Annotated in this window: 12 protein-coding genes; 4 read left to right on the top strand and 8 right to left on the bottom strand. The window is 54.4% G+C overall.

What is annotated here, in order from left to right; all coding sequences use genetic code 11:
* The first annotated feature begins 58 nt into the window (after positions 1 to 58).
* Complete coding sequence (locus NQF89_RS05075) at positions 59 to 667, top strand: 2'-5' RNA ligase family protein (RefSeq protein WP_266137672.1); 609 nt, start codon at positions 59 to 61, stop codon at positions 665 to 667.
* On the opposite strand, the gene NQF89_RS05070 is transcribed toward NQF89_RS05075, so the two are convergent.
* Together NQF89_RS05070 and NQF89_RS05065 are read right to left on the bottom strand one after the other, a co-directional pair.
* Positions 638 to 2689, bottom strand: a complete 2052-nt coding sequence (locus NQF89_RS05070; protein WP_266137671.1) for a lysylphosphatidylglycerol synthase domain-containing protein — start codon at positions 2687 to 2689, stop codon at positions 638 to 640. The genes NQF89_RS05075 and NQF89_RS05070 overlap by 30 nt on opposite strands.
* A 1-nt stretch (position 2690) precedes the next feature.
* A complete protein-coding gene (locus NQF89_RS05065; RefSeq protein WP_266137670.1) occupies positions 2691 to 4307 on the bottom strand; it encodes a lysine--tRNA ligase in 1617 nt (538 codons plus the stop codon).
* Positions 4308 to 4415: 108 nt separating this feature from the next.
* On the opposite strand from NQF89_RS05065, the gene NQF89_RS05060 reads away from it, so the two are divergent.
* Positions 4416 to 7346 carry an ATP-dependent DNA helicase gene (locus NQF89_RS05060; RefSeq protein ID WP_266137727.1) on the top strand — a complete coding sequence of 977 codons (2931 nt, stop codon included), beginning with the start codon at positions 4416 to 4418 and terminating at the stop codon, positions 7344 to 7346.
* Positions 7347 to 7465: 119 nt separating this feature from the next.
* Here the strand turns inward: NQF89_RS05060 and groL are convergent, their stop codons facing one another.
* Positions 7466 to 9127, bottom strand: a complete 1662-nt coding sequence (gene groL, locus NQF89_RS05055; protein WP_099026047.1) for a chaperonin GroEL — start codon at positions 9125 to 9127, stop codon at positions 7466 to 7468.
* A 57-nt stretch (positions 9128 to 9184) separates the two neighbouring features.
* The gene (groES, locus tag NQF89_RS05050) at positions 9185 to 9475 is read right to left on the bottom strand and encodes a co-chaperone GroES (RefSeq protein ID WP_099026048.1); all 291 of its coding nucleotides are present in this window, start codon (positions 9473 to 9475) and stop codon (positions 9185 to 9187) included.
* Positions 9476 to 9771: 296 nt separating this feature from the next.
* Here groES and NQF89_RS05045 point away from each other — a divergent pair, with 296 nt between their 5' ends.
* Positions 9772 to 10560, top strand: coding sequence for an SDR family oxidoreductase (locus tag NQF89_RS05045; protein WP_155579199.1), 789 nt, complete (start codon positions 9772 to 9774; stop codon positions 10558 to 10560).
* A gap of 100 nt (positions 10561 to 10660) precedes the next feature.
* Here NQF89_RS05045 and NQF89_RS05040 read toward each other — a convergent pair whose 3' ends face one another.
* Positions 10661 to 11557 (bottom strand): S-methyl-5'-thioadenosine phosphorylase, encoded by an 897-nt coding sequence (locus NQF89_RS05040; protein ID WP_155572997.1) that lies wholly within the window; start codon positions 11555 to 11557, stop codon positions 10661 to 10663.
* A gap of 309 nt (positions 11558 to 11866) precedes the next feature.
* Here NQF89_RS05040 and hemF point away from each other — a divergent pair, with 309 nt between their 5' ends.
* A complete protein-coding gene (gene hemF / locus NQF89_RS05035) occupies positions 11867 to 12772 on the top strand; it encodes an oxygen-dependent coproporphyrinogen oxidase (protein ID WP_155572996.1) in 906 nt (301 codons plus the stop codon).
* Positions 12773 to 12798: 26 nt separating this feature from the next.
* Here hemF and NQF89_RS05030 read toward each other — a convergent pair whose 3' ends face one another.
* From NQF89_RS05030 to NQF89_RS05020, 3 genes are read right to left on the bottom strand one after another with little or no spacing between them, the layout of a single operon-like run.
* Positions 12799 to 13575 (bottom strand): ABC transporter ATP-binding protein, encoded by a 777-nt coding sequence (locus NQF89_RS05030; protein WP_155572995.1) that lies wholly within the window; start codon positions 13573 to 13575, stop codon positions 12799 to 12801.
* Entirely contained in the window at positions 13576 to 14670 is a 1095-nt protein-coding gene (locus NQF89_RS05025) for a FecCD family ABC transporter permease (protein WP_155572994.1), read from the bottom strand.
* The gene (locus NQF89_RS05020) at positions 14660 to 15799 is read right to left on the bottom strand and encodes an ABC transporter substrate-binding protein (RefSeq protein WP_304488801.1); all 1140 of its coding nucleotides are present in this window, start codon (positions 15797 to 15799) and stop codon (positions 14660 to 14662) included. Before NQF89_RS05020 ends, NQF89_RS05025 begins: the two co-directional genes overlap by 11 nt.
* Positions 15800 to 15841: the final 42 nt, after the last annotated feature.

Raw genomic sequence — 15841 nt, 5'->3', positions numbered from 1 at the left:
AAGGGATACATCATCCCCAACCTATGCAAAATGTGGGGTCTTTCCTGCTGAAGTCAAGATGAACTACACTCCCCCTATGTCTTTCCTCCTCGTTCTCCCCCTCTCCGCTACCGTGCAAGACGAACTTAACGTGCTGCGTGATAGTTTAAATGAGGTACGCTGGCTCCCGCCTGCACATTGTATGATTCCTCTCTACACTTTAGGCCGAATCACCGCACGCCATGCTTTGGAGGAGCTAGATGCCACGCTCTCCCATTTCCACTGGGAGCCTTTTTCCATCACATTGCAGGAGGTCAGCCATCATTTAGGGGAGGTTGAAGATACGCTCAGCGTTGGGATAACGCCCAAGCAAGCACTCATTACCTTCCAAAAGAAGCTCTCAACCTTACTAAGACGTGCTGGTTTTGCATCATCGCGCCGCCCCTTCATCCCCACAATGACCATTGCACGGCTCGACCCCGCTGCCCCAACCGACCTTATGACATGGGTGCAACGTCATAACCTCTTTCACAGTTCACCCATGATGGTTGATCACCTCATGCTCCTAGAACATCTCCATTCTCACGGCGAGGACCATTTTCAACTTTTGGAACAATATCCCGCTATCCCCAGCCTTCTCCTTGATGATGCGCTCGGTTCATCCCCAAAGCCCGATGACTTTCCGTAAAGCTAGATAATCCTCTACCCGACAGAGCAAAAACCACCCATCTTCTGCCTCTAAAGAGAACGCCTCCAGACCAATAGAGCGGTAAATCTCTGCCTGCCGTGCGCCGTATTGGAAAATAGCCAAACGGCATCCTTCCTGCACCGCATAATCGCGCAATCGCCAAATCGCTCCGGCCCGCTGTTTAGGGGCTCCTACCGCTCCCCCAAGGCATAGCAAAATAGGCTCTGAGAACAGAAAAGGGCTTAAACGCATCACCGCACAAGCCGCGGTACCGGTTGCATCAGCGACAATGCCCTCCGGCATTAAACCACGGCTCTGCGGTATGGGGAGAGCCGATCGCGCATCTTGCAAACAGGCATAACGAATCCTCATCGTCAGGGTCCATGGTTGCACATGCAAACGTGCCCGCCGGAGGGCTAAGCCGAACCCTAATAAACAACATAAAGCCGAGCCACCCAAAACCCAGCGGCCTATGGCTGTATGGGCATCATAAACCATTGCCCGCCACCAAATCGGCCCTAAATGATGCTGGCGTGCAATCCACCTCACCCCCGCCAAACCGCAAAGCCATAAGGATAGAGGGGCAAGAATAAAGGGAGAACATGGCTCTACCCGCCAATAAGCCTGCCGATAATAAGCCTTCCGAAACGGGATTAATGTTACCAACACGGCCATCACCACAACAAACACGGCCCAATGGGCTTGCCGTAACATTAAAATCCCCACCGTGCCGCTCAACACAATCACCGAGAGCCGCCATGCCAGTGCAACCCGGCGCGAAAGCCCTGTGGAGAGGGCGATCAACACCACCCCAGCGACTACCAGAAGAAAGGCCGCACCTTGCATAAGCCCGCCTTCTAGAGAGGAACGAAACGCAGGGAGAGGCGTAAGCAGCCCATACAGCACCAATGCTACGCCTAATACAGCCTGACTGCCCGTTGCCACGATGGTGGAGAAGTCCCCCTCAGACGTACGCAAAGCTTGGCTGGCCTCAACCACACGACCAAAGCGCGCTAAGAAGGGAGCCCCGCGTACCATTAGCTCATGCCCGGCGAACATCAGCCCAGCCACAAGTAGGGGGATAATGTAGTAAAATAAGCGAAAAACGAGGATGCCGCTCATAATATGAGGGATGGAAAACCACGGGGAGAGAGCCAGCATCATGGTGCTATCAAACACACCGAGGCCCCCGGGAACATTGGCCAAAAGCCCCGCTGTATAAGCCCCGATATAAATCGCGAGGAACCCACCAAAGGTTAGGTTACATCCCGCAGGCAAAGGACCCATCACGCACCAGGCGATCAAAGCCGTGGCAGACATATCGGCCATACTCGCAAGAATCTGCCCCAGCCCGATACGCCATGTAGGGAGCGGCAAAGTCCATTTATAAAGCGTTATCTCACGCTTCCAACATGGGATGAGTACATAAGCCAGCAAAACAGCAAAGCAACCACCCCCGGCAAGCTTAGGCACCCAAAGCGGCATCGTGCGAATATAAGGGATAATGCCCGGCTGAGTGAGCAAAATAACCCCAACTAAGCCAATCATCCCCAGCCAATATGTAATTGAACAAAACGCGACGATGGAGGCAATCTTCCGCCCCGAGACGCCCCAATTTCGGTACAGCCTATAGCGCACCGCCGTGCCTGATATCGCAGCGCAGCCTAAATTATGAGACAACACATAGGAGCAAAACGCCACAAAGGCCGAACGCCCCCACGAGACACCCGCCCCCACATGGCGACATGCAAGACCATCGTAAAACGATAAAATCCCATAAGAGAGCAGCGTGGCCCCCGCCCCCTCCCACAAACTCAGAGCGGGGATAGCCCGTAATCCCCCAATAATTTGGGGGAAGGAAAGATGCCGCACCTCACGCCACATCACAATAATGGCAGCGACCAACAACACCAGCCCGACCAATGCAGGCAACCGAGTAAGCAACCGCCTTAACCATTTACCCTTTACAGAGCATGGCGTTTGGGCAGGCTCCTCCTGCGGCGTACCGGCATGCTCGGCCATCTTAGCCTTCAGCCTCTCCAGCATGGGCATCTACAGGGCGCGCTAAAGCTTCATCAATCAAAGCAATGGTTTCTTTCAGCCCAAAGAGTGCTGCAAAAATCCCAAAGCGCGGCCCTTCCTTCTGGCCCAGTAGGACCTCATATAAACAACCGAACCATGACCGCAGCTCTGGCTTGGCAAAATACCGCTTACCCACTTCAAAGACGACATTTTGCACATCATCCGGGCTGGCCGTCTCGGGTACAGTCTTTAGCGTGGCGGCAAGATCCTCCAACGCTTTGCGCTCTGTCTCCGTTGGGGCACGGAAGACCTTTGTCGGGCGGACGCGTTCATTAAAATAATCCAACGCATGTTGCACCAACCGCGCCACATAAGGATGTGTCTCTGGCGAGAGAGACGCATCATAACGGCGCAGGAACTTCCACAACGTCTCCACCTCCCGCGCGTTCGCTACACTGGCCAGATTCAACAGAGCTGTGAAGGAAACCGGGCTGGTATCTTGCGGGCGTAACGTCCCATCATGCACAAACCAAACCGGATTAGAGCGGAACTCCTCCGCTGTTTGCTGCTCGCCCTTTTGTACAAGGGCCAAATATTCATCCGTAGCACGCGGAATCATATCGGTGTAAAGCCGCTTCGCCCGCGTAGGTTGCTGGAACATATAATGCGCCAAACTTTCCGCCGGGCCATAGCGCAGCCACTCCTCTACCGAGAGGCCATTACCTTTGGACTTACTAATCTTCTGCCCATGAGCATCAAGGAACAGCTCATAGGTCAGATTTAGCGGCGGCTCTTTCCCCAAAATACGGCAGATTTTGGAGGAAAGCTTCACACTATCGATGAGGTCCTTACCGGACATCTCGTAATCGACCCCTAAGGCGTACCAGCGCATGGCCCAATCCGCCTTCCATTGCATTTTGGCCTGGCCGCCATACACAGAGGTCTCAAAGCTCTTGCCGTCCTCATCCTTCCAAGCCACTGTACCAGCATCAGGATTCACACTGATGATAGGCACCTGCATGACACGGCCCGTCTCTGGATGGATGGGCAGCACGGGGGAATAAGTCGCGCGGCGTTCCTTCCCCAATGTAGGGGCGATGACCTCAATAATGCGATCATGCTCCTCCAGAACACGCTTCAAAGCCGCATCGAAAATGCCGGAGGTGTAATAATCAGTGGCTGAGGCGAATTCGTAATCAAAGCCAAAGGCATCTAAAAACTGACGCAAGCGAGCATTATTATGGGCCGCAAAGCTTTCATGCGTACCAAAAGGATCAGGAATACGTGAGAGGGGCAAGCCGAGATGCTCTGCCAACATCTCTTGTTGTGGCACATTGCCCGGCACTTTACGCAAAGCGTCCATATCATCAGAGAACGCCAAGAGCCGGGTCTTACGGCCTGTAAGCTCCTCAAATGCCTGACGGACCCATGTTGTCCGCGCTACCTCGCCAAATGTGCCAATATGCGGCAGACCAGAGGGGCCGTAACCTGTCTCCATCAAGACCGGTTTGCTAGGGTCCCTCTCTGCCACTCGGGCGGCGAGCTTGCGGGCTTCCTCAAACGGCCAGAGCTTGGGAAGGGACGAATCAGTCTGAGAAGACGGTGAATGTTTTGTCATAATCCCACGGTAATTATGAAGCCACACTCTATGGGTCAAGTATCCTAATGCGAGGGAGGCATGTCTTCTCTCTCGCAGAAAAGACCATTCGCGTGTATGGTAGCAGCAATGCCCAGCCTTTTTCACTCCTTTTTTGATGCCCCGGCTCTCATTGCCCGCCATGGCTTATCCTCCCTCATCACACCTGATGGGGAAATGCTGGACTTACCGTTAGAGGAGCTGCGCAGCACATTACGCCAGCTTCCCCCGCCTTTGCTCATCCACGGCCCGGCCACGCTACGCCTGTTGGACCTCCCGCCAGAACCCCCACCAGCCCCGTGGTTAGACCTGCTGGAGCTTTTCCTTCTCATTCATCCTGCGCGTAATGTTACCCCTACCGCCCGTGGCCTCGCCTTAGAGCTTGGCCTCATCGCCCCCGAGGATACACAGCCCCTCCAAGCTGATAGCCTTTATGAAATCGCGCAGAAACTGCTTGATGACCTCCCCGCGCGTCCACCTCATCACCTTGCCACAATTCGCCTCCTTCTTCCCTCCCTAAAGCAAGCAGGGTGGAGCTGGCATGACATCGTCACGCAGGCCCTTCCGCCATCGCCTGACACAACACCCCCCAACCGCGCGCAAGAGATTGATGCGCTGAAAATATGGAAACGTCTCCCCCAATGGGAGGAGCGCGCGCCTCGCCCCCAAGCCGCTAGCCAACCAGTGGACCCGCAAGAGGCCCGCAAACGCCTCGCCACCTTGCTCGGTCACACGGCAGAGCCACGGCCCGGCCAAGCGGATTTTGCCTCTGCTGCCAGCTATGCTTTTGCCCCACGCGATATTGCCAACGCCCCCAACATCATGTTGGCCGAGGCTGGAACAGGCACAGGCAAAACGATGGGCTATATCGCCCCAGCCAGCTTATGGGCGGAAAAGAACGATGGGGCGGTATGGGTCAGCACCTATACACGCCATCTACAACGCCAAATTGAGCAAGAACTCACCCGCCTCTATCCCGACCCAATAGAGCGGCGGGAGCAAGCCGTCATCCGTAAAGGACGTGAGAATTATCTTTGCCTTTTAAACTTGGAAGACCTCACAAATGCGTGGCTTAACCGCCCCCCGCATGAGCAACATGGCCTTATCCCACTTATCTTTCTCGCCCTTTGGGCTGAGCATACGCAGGATGGTGACCTCATGGGGGGCGACCTCCCCGGCTGGTTTGGGGAGCTGTTTCAACGTGGTTTATTAAATACGCTGGCAGACCGGCGCGGTGAGTGCATCCATTCGGCCTGCCCACATTATCAAAGCTGCTTTATTGAGCATGGCATACGCCGCGCCCATCATGCCCAATTCGTCATCGCTAATCATGCGCTCGTCCTCTCCCAAGCGGCATGGAATGCCCTCCTCCCCCAAGAGCTTGCCCCCGGCAATTTGCCCGATGAAAACGGCATCCCCTCCCGTTATGTATTTGATGAAGGCCATCACATCCCCGATGCCGCCGATAGTGCCTTCTCCCTCACCTTCTCCGGGTTAGAAACCGCAGAGCTACGGCGTTGGATTCTCGGTGCGGAAGGGAGCCGCTCTCGCGCACGCGGCTTATTACGCCGGATGGAGGACCTCATAGAGGCTCTCCCTGCCCTAAAAGACCCCTTCCAAAAACTGGTCTATGCCACACAGCAAGGCTTACCCCGCCCCGGTTGGAGCGACCGGCTCCATGAGGCACGGCAAAACCGCCTCAATGCTCCTATTATGGAAGCCGAGCATGAAGCCAGCCTAGATGATGCCGCAGCACAACAACCCGCAGAGGCTTTTCTTCAATCTCTTGATACCCATCTTGATGCCCGCTTGGCAGAAATCAGCCTACAAACACGAGGCGAGCATGGAGCCTATGCACGGCAAGAATGTGACCTCCACCCTATTCCCCCGACTCTGAAAGACCAAACCGAGGCCCTCCTTACCGCTCTGCAAGCGATTGTCACCCCACTTGATGACATCCTGCGTATTCTTCGTGAGGCGTTGGAAGACCAAGAGGAGCTCGACACCGCTTTTCAACAACGGGTAGAAGGCGCAATACGCAGCCTCTACCGCCGTGCCCTCTCCCGTTTGCAGGGGTGGATTAGTATGTTGCGCTCTATCCTTGCAAGCTCTCCCCTCAGCCCAACACTCCCCACCTTTGTGGACTTCATCCATCGCGAACCCTTACCCACGGCACGCTTTGGGCAAGAGGGGCATGATATTGCCCTCAATCGCCATTGGTTAGACCCTACTATCCCCTTTGCCAGCACACTGCAAAGCACCACCCACGGGCTGCTTATTACCTCCGCAACATTGCGGGACCGCAAAGCTGATGATGATGAAAAAGACGGCTGGGAACGCGCTGAAAGGCGGCTAGGGACGACGCATTTCCTCAAGCCGCCTATGCGGGCTTCTTTAATGAGTCCCTTTGATTACGCCCATCAAACCCGCGCTTACATCATTACCGACCTCGCCAAAGGCCCTGCCGCGCAGGCGCAAGCCTTCCAAGCCCTTTTTGAAGTTGCTCATGGCGGCGCGTTAGGGTTATTTACCGCCATTAATCGGCTTAAAGAGGTTCATCGCCGTATTCATGAACCTTTGGGGATGAAACACATCCCCCTCTATGCCCAGCATATTGATGCGATGAATAACGCCACCTTGGTGGATGTTTTCCGCACCGAGACCAATAGCTGCTTACTCGGCACAGATGCGATGCGCGATGGCGTGGATGTCCCCGGTGAGGCCCTGCGTATGGTCGTGTTAGAGCGCACCCCTTGGCCACGGCCCGATATCCTCCACCGTGAACGCCGCCGCCATCTCTCCGGCGGCAGGCCTGGTGATTATGACGACCTCATCACCCGGATGCGCCTACAACAAGCCTTTGGGCGGCTTATTCGCCGTGCGGATGACCGCGGGGTGTTCATTATTTTAGACCGCCGCATGCCCTCCCGCTTACTCTCCGCCTTCCCCGAGGGAGTGCCCATCCAAAGACTCCCTCTTGCTGAAGCGTTGGAGGATATTAATGGGTTTCTTAACCCATAACGCACAAAAACAACGCATGAAAAAAAGCCCCGCTCCGGCAAGGAACGGGGCTTTTCTTTTGACCTGTCGTGACAGGTGGCCATCCCGGCCACATGACCGGGATGGGGAAGGATAAGCGATTAGAAGCCGCCCATACCCCCCATGCCACCCATTCCGCCCATGCCACCCATACCGGCACCAGCAGCATCATCGGACTTCTTCTCCGGACGCTCGGCAACCATAGCCTCGGTGGTGATGAGCAGGCCAGCAACGGAGGCTGCATCCTGCAGAGCCGTACGCACAACCTTTGTCGGGTCGATAATACCAGCCGCTACGAGGTCCTTATACTCACCCTTCTGAGCATCAAAGCCCTCGTTATAATTGCTCAGCTCCAGCACCTTACCAGCAATCACGGCACCATCTTCACCCGCATTATGGGCAATCTGACGCAGCGGAGCTTGAAGAGCCTTGCGCACAATATGGGCACCAGCGCGCTGATCGTCATTCTCGAAGGAGAGATCATCAAACAGCAGGCTTGCACGGGCCAGAGCCGTACCACCACCGGGGACGATGCCCTCCTCAACCGCAGCGCGGGTTGCATGCAGAGCGTCATCCACGCGGTCTTTACGCTCCTTCACCTCAACCTCGGTGCTACCACCAACGCGGATGACAGCAACGCCACCAGCAAGCTTAGCCAAACGCTCTTGCAGCTTCTCGCGGTCATAATCGGAGGTTGTGGCCTCAATCTGAGAGCGGATTTGTGCACAACGGCCCTTGATAGCCTCTGCCGCACCAGCACCCTCAACGATGGTGGTGTTCTCTTTATCGATATGCACCTTCTTGGCTGTGCCAAGCATATCCAGCGTTACAGATTCCAGCTTAATGCCAACTTCCTCAGAGACAACCTGCCCACCTGTGACGATGGCGATGTCCTCCAGCATAGCTTTGCGGCGGTCACCAAAGCCCGGAGCCTTCACAGCAGCAATCTTCAAGCCACCGCGCAGCTTATTGACAACCAGGGTTGCCAGAGCCTCGCCATCCACTTCCTCAGCGATAATGAGCAGCGGACGGCCAGACTGAACGGCACTCTCCAACAGCGGCAGCATCGGCTGAAGGGAAGAAATCTTCTTCTCATGAATCAGGATGTAAGGGTTTTCCAAATCAGCGGTCATCTTCTCCGTGTTTGTCACGAAGTACGGGGAGATGTAACCGCGGTCGAACTGCATGCCCTCAACAACATCAAGCTCGGTGTGCAGGCCCTTGGCCTCTTCTACCGTGATGACGCCCTCATGACCGACTTTCCCCATAGCTTCGGAGATCATCTTACCAACTTCGGACTCACCATTGGCAGAGATTGTGCCGACCTGAGAAATCTCATCCTGAGAAGAAATCTTCTTAGTGCGGTTTTTCAGCTCCTCCACAACACGCAGAACGGCTTTATCAATCCCGCGTTTGAGGTCCATCGGGTTCATGCCCGCAGCGACAGCTTTAGCCCCCTCACGGATGATAGCCTGAGCCAGAACTGTAGCTGTTGTGGTACCATCACCAGCAACATCATTGGTCTTAGAGGATACCTCACGCACCATCTGCGCGCCCATATTCTCGAACTTATCAGCAAGCTCGATCTCTTTAGCGACAGAGACACCATCCTTAGTGATGCGCGGGGCACCGTAGCTTTTATCCAGCACGACATTGCGGCCTTTAGGGCCGAGTGTCACCTTCACAGCATTGGCGAGAATATCCACACCACGGAGCATACGCTCACGAGCATCTGCACCAAATTTTACGTCTTTAGCAGCCATAATAATATCACTTCCTTAAACAAAGGTCAGAACAGGATTTAAAGAGAGGGCGCAGCCTTAGCCAACAACGCCGAGAATGTCGCTCTCTTTCATGATCAACAGGTCTTCCCCATTGACCTTCACCTCAGTGCCGGACCATTTGCCAAAGAGGACACGGTCGCCCACTTTAACATCCAACGGCACAACCTGGCCTTGCTCGTTACGGGCACCAGAGCCAACAGCGAGAACCTCGCCTTCCATTGGCTTTTCCTTAGCGGTCTCAGGAATGATAATGCCACCAGCGGTTTTTTCCTCACCATCTAAGCGGCGGACCACTACACGGTCGTGAAGGGGACGAAATTTCGTCATGGATCACTCCATTCTAGGCTGGCCCTTCTCATAAAGCAGCGCAGCCGGGTTATTGCGCTCAATCTAGCAGCGCACCAAGAAAACTCCCCATTTTGTGGGGCGAATGAGAAATAGTGATGCCCTCTAGCAGCGTCAAGCAGGAGAGAGGCGTCCTTATGATGTTTTTTAATCGTTATTGCCTTTTAATATCTATTATTCATTAGATTTTCTTATTCTATATCAAGCACATCTCCCTCTTGCGCTCCTCTCCGAGAGGATGAATGGTGTGAAGGTCTTTTAAAAGGGGGAGCCAGATTATGGACCTACATCTTACGCGCCGCTCGGCCATTATTATGGGGGGTAGCCAAGGGCTGGGACTAGGGGCCGCCCTAGCCCTTGCAAAAGAAGGGGTACGCCCTTATCTCCTCGCCCGCAATGAGGCGACCCTCCAACAGGCTGCAACAAAAATCACGGCTGAGACAAGCATCACACCACAGTGGCATAGTGTAGATTTTGCCTCTCAAGAGAGTGTCCAAACGTGCCTCAAAACCTTAAAAGCAGATTTGCCAGAAGTTGATATTATCATCGGCAATGGCGGCGGCCCGCCCCTTGGCCCTGCAACAGAGTGCGACCCAGCCCTATGGCAGCAAGAAGCCACAACCATGCTGCTGCCCATTATGCAGCTTGTCAGCCAATATCTACCGGGGATGAGGCAACGGCAATTTGGGCGCATCCTTATGATTTCCTCCACCAGTATTGTGGAGCCTATCCCTAATCTTGTTCTCTCTAGCGCGTTACGCTCTGCTTTAGCGAGTTGGGGCAAAACGCTTGCGCGTGAGGTAGCGCAGGATGGCGTGACTGTTAACACCATTCTCCCCGGTCGGTTTGAGACAGAACGCACTGCAACGCTTAATAAAATCCGTGCCGAAAAGGCGGGTATTCCCCTCGCAGAGTTTCGCAAACAAAAAGAAGCTGGGATCCCCGCAGGCCGTTATGCCCAGCCTGAGGAATTCGGCCATCTCGTAGCATTTCTCGCAAGCCCGCTTGCCGCTTATATCACCGGGACGCGCATCCCGATTGATGGCGGCTTGCTTCACGGATTTTAGGCCCCATTCATCCTAAAAAAAGATAAAAAAAGCCCCTCTGCTTACGATGGAACAGAGGGGCTTTTCTACAGCGTCATTCCTGCATCATTACAGGCCGGACTTAGCCCATCAAAACACGGCCTGCGACCGCATCCAAACGTGAAATAGCCGCAAAATCCCGTGCTTCTGGCGGGGTGATAATGGCGTTATCCAACGCACGCTCTGCCGCACCGGGGCCTGTGCAAATAGGCCGCGGCTTCCCAAGGGCAGGAATAGCGCGGCGGACAAGCTCCCGCGCATGGGTGGAGTTGCTCTTCATCGTCCGAATTACAGCCTCCACCGTGACATGCTCATGCTCCTCATGCCAGCAATCATAATCCGTCACCATCGCAACGGTAGCGTAGTTCATCTCTGCTTCCCGCGCGAGGCGTGCTTCTGGCATGTTTGTCATCCCAATGACAGACGCCCCCCAAGAGCGATAAAGCTCACTCTCAGCCCGTGTGGAGAATTGAGGCCCCTCAATCACCACATAAGTCCCGCCCTTCGTGACGGAAATATCCAGCTTTTCAGCTTCTTCCGCTAATGTTTTAGCCATTCGTGCTGAAACAGGCTCACCCATGGCCACATGGGCCACGCAGCCTTCCTCAAAGAAGGTCCGGGGGCGGCCTTGTGTGAGGTCGATAAACTGGTCAACCAACACAAAATGACCGGGAGCTAAATCTTCCTTCAAAGAGCCAACAGCGGAAAGGGAGATAATATCCGTCACGCCTGCGCGTTTTAACGCATCAATATTGGCACGATAATTCAAATGGGAAGGTGGGATAGGATGCCCACGGCCGTGACGTGGTAAAAAGACGCACCGCACACCCTCCAGCGTACCAAAAAGCAGCTCGTCCGAAGGCTTACCCCATGGCGACTCACAGCGACGCCATTCCCGGTTTTCCAGCCCATCAATCTCATAAAGGCCGGAGCCTCCGATAACACCGATGACAGGCTCGATTGTATCTTCTGCAACCATAAATCCTCACTTCATCCTGCCTGAACTCGCCTTACTGATGGGCACATTGCCCCCATACAGGCTGCTGACAGTCTCTCCTCTGATAACGGAGAGTTTTTCAGCAGGGCATCCCTAAAATCAAGAGCAAAAATTATTACGCCCTCCTTCTGCCCTTACACCATAAAATGAAGGAAAGCATAATCATTTCCTTTACTAATGACAGCATCAGGAACAGCCAGTAAGCGAACACGGCTTTTTGTCTTGTGAGGCATCCCCCCTATGGTAAAGTAAAAGAAATCACATCCTTCTATGAAGAATAGGAAGATTATTATGCCTTCCTCCACGAGCTTTGTTCTCCCCGATCTCCCTCATACTGGGCTAACAAAAGACGCCCAATATTGGTTTGAGAACCTGCGTGATCGGCTTTGTGCTACTTATGAAGCTTTGGAGGATAAAGCTGTTGCAGAAAATGCCCCAACATTGAAGGGGCGTGCGGAGGCTGGTCGCTTCCAACAAACATCATGGAAGCGTGCTGAAGGTGGCGGCGGGGTTATGTCCGTCATGAAAGGGCGCGTTTTTGAGAAAGTGGGCGTCAATATTTCCACCGTGTGGGGGGAGTTCACGCCGGAGTTCCGCAAATCCATCCCCGGGGCAGAAAATGACCCACGCTTTTTTGCTACTGGTATTTCTCTCGTAGCTCATCCCTGTAACCCGCATGTCAGTGCAGCGCATTTCAACACACGGATGATCCTGACCTCCAAGGGCTGGTTTGGCGGTGGTGGCGATATCACCCCCATGTTCCCCGAGAGCCAAGAAGCTCTTGATGATGCGGCTATGTTTCATGCCGCCTTTAAGCAAGCGTGCGATAGGCACGACCCTGCTTATTACCCACGCTTTAAAGCTTGGTGTGATGAATATTTCTTCCTCAAACATCGCAATGAGCCACGCGGGCTTGGGGGCATCTTTTACGATTGGCTCGATAGCGGTAATCTCGCAAGCGACTTTACCTTCACCCGCGATGTCGGCGATGCGTTTTTGGAATGTTATACCGCCATTGTTCGCAAGCGCATGTTCACCCCGTGGACCGAGGAAGACCGCTTAGCGCAGCTCAAACGGCGTGGTCGTTATGTGGAGTTTAACCTCCTTTACGACAGAGGCACGCTCTTTGGGTTAAAAACAGGTGGCAATACGGAGGCTATCCTTATGTCCATGCCGCCAGAGGTCATCTGGCCCTAATCCCCTTATAAGAGGATGCCCTTCTTTTAAGCATCCTCTCCTATAATGCCATCCACCAGCACATGAGGCAGGCCACGGGGGCAGACCTCGAGACGGGTCTCAACCCCATAAACATCACCGAGAACCTCAGGTGTGGTAACACCCATCACGCTACCCTGTGCGACAAGGCGACCATTGCGCATATAGACGACATCATCAGCGCGTTGGAGAGCGATGTTGAGGTCATGCACAACCAGCAATGTGACGATATTGCGTTTACGCGTCTCCCGCCTCACAACATCCATCACAGCAAACTGATAGCGTAAATCTAGCGCGCTTAAGGGCTCATCCAGCAACAGCATCGCGGGACGGCGCACTAAGGCTTGTGCCAGACCAACCATCTGACGCTGCCCGCCGGAGAGCTCATCCATATAGCGGAGGGCAAGATGGCCAATCCCCAGCTCCTCCAACACATCAGTGCTATCGCGCAACGCACATTCAGCCGAGACAGCCTCGCCCGCTCGGCGCGCTACCATCACTGCTTCAATCACCTGAAGATGCACTGTTGGAGGAAGGCTCTGCGGTAAATACGCCGCTAAGCGTGACCGCTCCCCCACGGCAAGGCTAGAGAGGTCCTTCCCCCCTAGGCGAATACGCCCCTCTGCCCGAATAAGCCCCGCAATACCGCGCATAAAGGTCGATTTTCCCGACCCGTTCGGCCCCAAAAGGGCTGTAACACGCCCTGCTTGCATGGGGGCCAATGTCATACGGTGCAGCACTTCCCGCCGCCCATAATGGACGCAAAGGCTCTCAATCTCCAGCATCTACGCCCCCTTTCGTAAAACCACAGCAAGGAAGAAAGGAATCCCCACTAAGGAGGTCACAATCCCGACAGGAATCACAACCCCCGGCATGATGTTCTTTGCCGCGATGGAGGCAAGAGACATTATCAAGCACCCACATAAAGCAGAACCGGGAAGATAAAAACGATGATCCTCCCCCAAAAGCCGCCGTGCAATATGCGGGGCTACCAGCCCGACAAACCCAATCGTCCCCACAAAGGACACCGCCAAGGCCGAGAGGATGCTAATCCGCAATAAAGACATCATCCGCAAGCGTTTAACGTCCACCCCATAGCTCGCCGCACGGTCCTCGCCTAGACGCAGAGCCGTCAGAGCTGGGGCCGCACGGAAGCAGAAAGGCAAGACCACCGCACAGCCTACCGCCATGACGCTAATCTTCCCCCAATCAGCGCGTGTCAAACTGCCCATTGTCCAAAAGACGAGGTCTTGTAGGGCATCCTCATCAGCAATGAACTGCATCAACGCCACAAAAGCATGGAAGGTAAACACAAGCGCAATACCAAATAAAACCACCATCGTGGTGGAATGGCCCCGTGCCCGTGCCACAACCTCCAGCAAACAAGCTGATCCAACAGCAAATAAGAAGGCCTCTAGCGGGACCATCCATGTCTCTGGCACATAAGGAATGTGCCAATGCAGCACAATCGCTAAAGATGCCCCAAAGGCCGCAGCCGCAGACACGCCAAGCGTGTAGGGGCTGGCCAATGGATTATCCAACACAGTTTGCATCTCGCCACCGGCAATGCCTAAAGCACACCCAACAAGGATAGCCATAAGCGCGTAAGGCAAACGAATATGCCAGACAATCACACCATTTGTCCCGGAGGAGGGGTTAAGGAGCGCATGTACTAAAGCGCGCGGCCCCAACCCTGCTGGGCCTAAGGAGAAGTCCAACAATAATGAGAGCAGTATCAACCCACCCAATATGCCCAACAAAGCCACCCTATGACGCGTAAGCTGTGCGTAGGCCGTTTGTATGCCCGTCAAACGTGCGGCTAGACGGGTCATCTCCGCAGATGAAGCATCACTGTCTTTCATAACATCTTTATTGGGCATGCGCCTTGATCCAATATGTCCCGCTATTTGGCATAGCCGTAAAGCGGCTCTGCACAAGGCTACGATCCGCCTCTGGATCTAAATCCTTAAAACGCTCTGGGTAAAACCACTTAGCCATGACCTCAATCGCTAGGATATTGAAGGGGCTATCATAAAATGTATGCCAAATGCCATAAGCACGCCCATTCCGCACCGCTTTCAACCCTGCAAGCTCCGGGGCTTGTAGGAGGCTATTTAATGAGGCTTCTGCCATCTCCGGCGTGACTTGAGAGCCCATCTTTAGGCCCGGACCACTATGGCCGGGGCCGCGTGTCCCATCCAAGATAAGCACGTCAGGGTCTTGGGCGATAACCATCTCGGCAGAGACATCCCCAATATAACCGGGCAAAAGAGATGCCGCGATATTACGACCACCAGCGGCCTCAATAAACGCACCCATATTCCCACGCCCAGCTGTATGGCAGCAGCTTTGGCGTGCCCCGGCTAGCATATTGATGAATACAGTCGGCTTTTGTGCCTCTGGGATGGTCTCCACGACCGAACGAATAGCCTTTAACCGTTCTTCATAAAAATCTGTATAGGCCTTGGCCTCGGCCTCACGACCAAGAGCTTGCCCTAAAATGAGCATACTCGGCACAGTCGTCTTTACCGGGTCTTGGCGGAAATCCACAAATAAAACAGGAATGTGCGCTGCTCTAAGCCGCGCTGTTACATCGCCAGATTGCCCCGGCCCGTGGCCTGTTGTGCTAAAAATGGCAAGGTCTGGGTGGAGGTCTAGCACCTTCTCTGGGCTAATCGTATCGGCTGTTGTGCGGCCAATCACTGCAACACGCGCCGCCTCTGGGAAGGTTTTGAGCATTTGCTCATAATTCTGCGTATCTGCCTCGCGGAACTCCCCTTGCCAACCCACAATATGGTCAAACAAATGGCGGCCTTCTAAAGGCTCCAGCGCGTAAATCAGCCGTCCTTCACCAAGGATAATCCGCTGCGGATGGTCCGGGACAGAGACAACCTCGCCCGTAATATCACGCACATCCTTCGCCTGTGCTGATAACGGAAGCATAGCCCCCGCCAGCATGGCTACTGTTAACCCTACAGGATTAAAGAAGCTTTTGAGTGAGACCATCATTATTACGCCTTTATCCGCTAGAGACGCCGGCCCATCGTTGCT

Source organism: Bombella pollinis (assembly GCF_026385485.1).
GTDB lineage: Bacteria > Pseudomonadota > Alphaproteobacteria > Acetobacterales > Acetobacteraceae > Bombella > Bombella pollinis.
This window is presented reverse-complemented; position numbering and strand designations above follow the sequence as displayed.

What these genes read in the sequence shown, in the direction of transcription:
- NQF89_RS05075 (WP_266137672.1), top strand. Translation starts at nt 59, where the DNA reads ATGAACTACACTCCCCCTATGTCTTTCCTCCTCGTTCTCCCCCTCTCC.
- NQF89_RS05070 (WP_266137671.1), bottom strand. Translation starts at nt 2,689, where the DNA reads ATGGCCGAGCATGCCGGTACGCCGCAGGAGGAGCCTGCCCAAACGCCA.
- NQF89_RS05065 (WP_266137670.1), bottom strand. Translation starts at nt 4,307, where the DNA reads ATGACAAAACATTCACCGTCTTCTCAGACTGATTCGTCCCTTCCCAAG.
- NQF89_RS05060 (WP_266137727.1), top strand. Translation starts at nt 4,416, where the DNA reads ATGCCCAGCCTTTTTCACTCCTTTTTTGATGCCCCGGCTCTCATTGCC.
- groL (WP_099026047.1), bottom strand. Translation starts at nt 9,127, where the DNA reads ATGGCTGCTAAAGACGTAAAATTTGGTGCAGATGCTCGTGAGCGTATG.
- groES (WP_099026048.1), bottom strand. Translation starts at nt 9,475, where the DNA reads ATGACGAAATTTCGTCCCCTTCACGACCGTGTAGTGGTCCGCCGCTTA.
- NQF89_RS05045 (WP_155579199.1), top strand. Translation starts at nt 9,772, where the DNA reads ATGGACCTACATCTTACGCGCCGCTCGGCCATTATTATGGGGGGTAGC.
- NQF89_RS05040 (WP_155572997.1), bottom strand. Translation starts at nt 11,557, where the DNA reads ATGGTTGCAGAAGATACAATCGAGCCTGTCATCGGTGTTATCGGAGGC.
- hemF (WP_155572996.1), top strand. Translation starts at nt 11,867, where the DNA reads ATGCCTTCCTCCACGAGCTTTGTTCTCCCCGATCTCCCTCATACTGGG.
- NQF89_RS05030 (WP_155572995.1), bottom strand. Translation starts at nt 13,575, where the DNA reads ATGCTGGAGATTGAGAGCCTTTGCGTCCATTATGGGCGGCGGGAAGTG.
- NQF89_RS05025 (WP_155572994.1), bottom strand. Translation starts at nt 14,670, where the DNA reads ATGCCCAATAAAGATGTTATGAAAGACAGTGATGCTTCATCTGCGGAG.
- NQF89_RS05020 (WP_304488801.1), bottom strand. Translation starts at nt 15,799, where the DNA reads ATGATGGTCTCACTCAAAAGCTTCTTTAATCCTGTAGGGTTAACAGTA.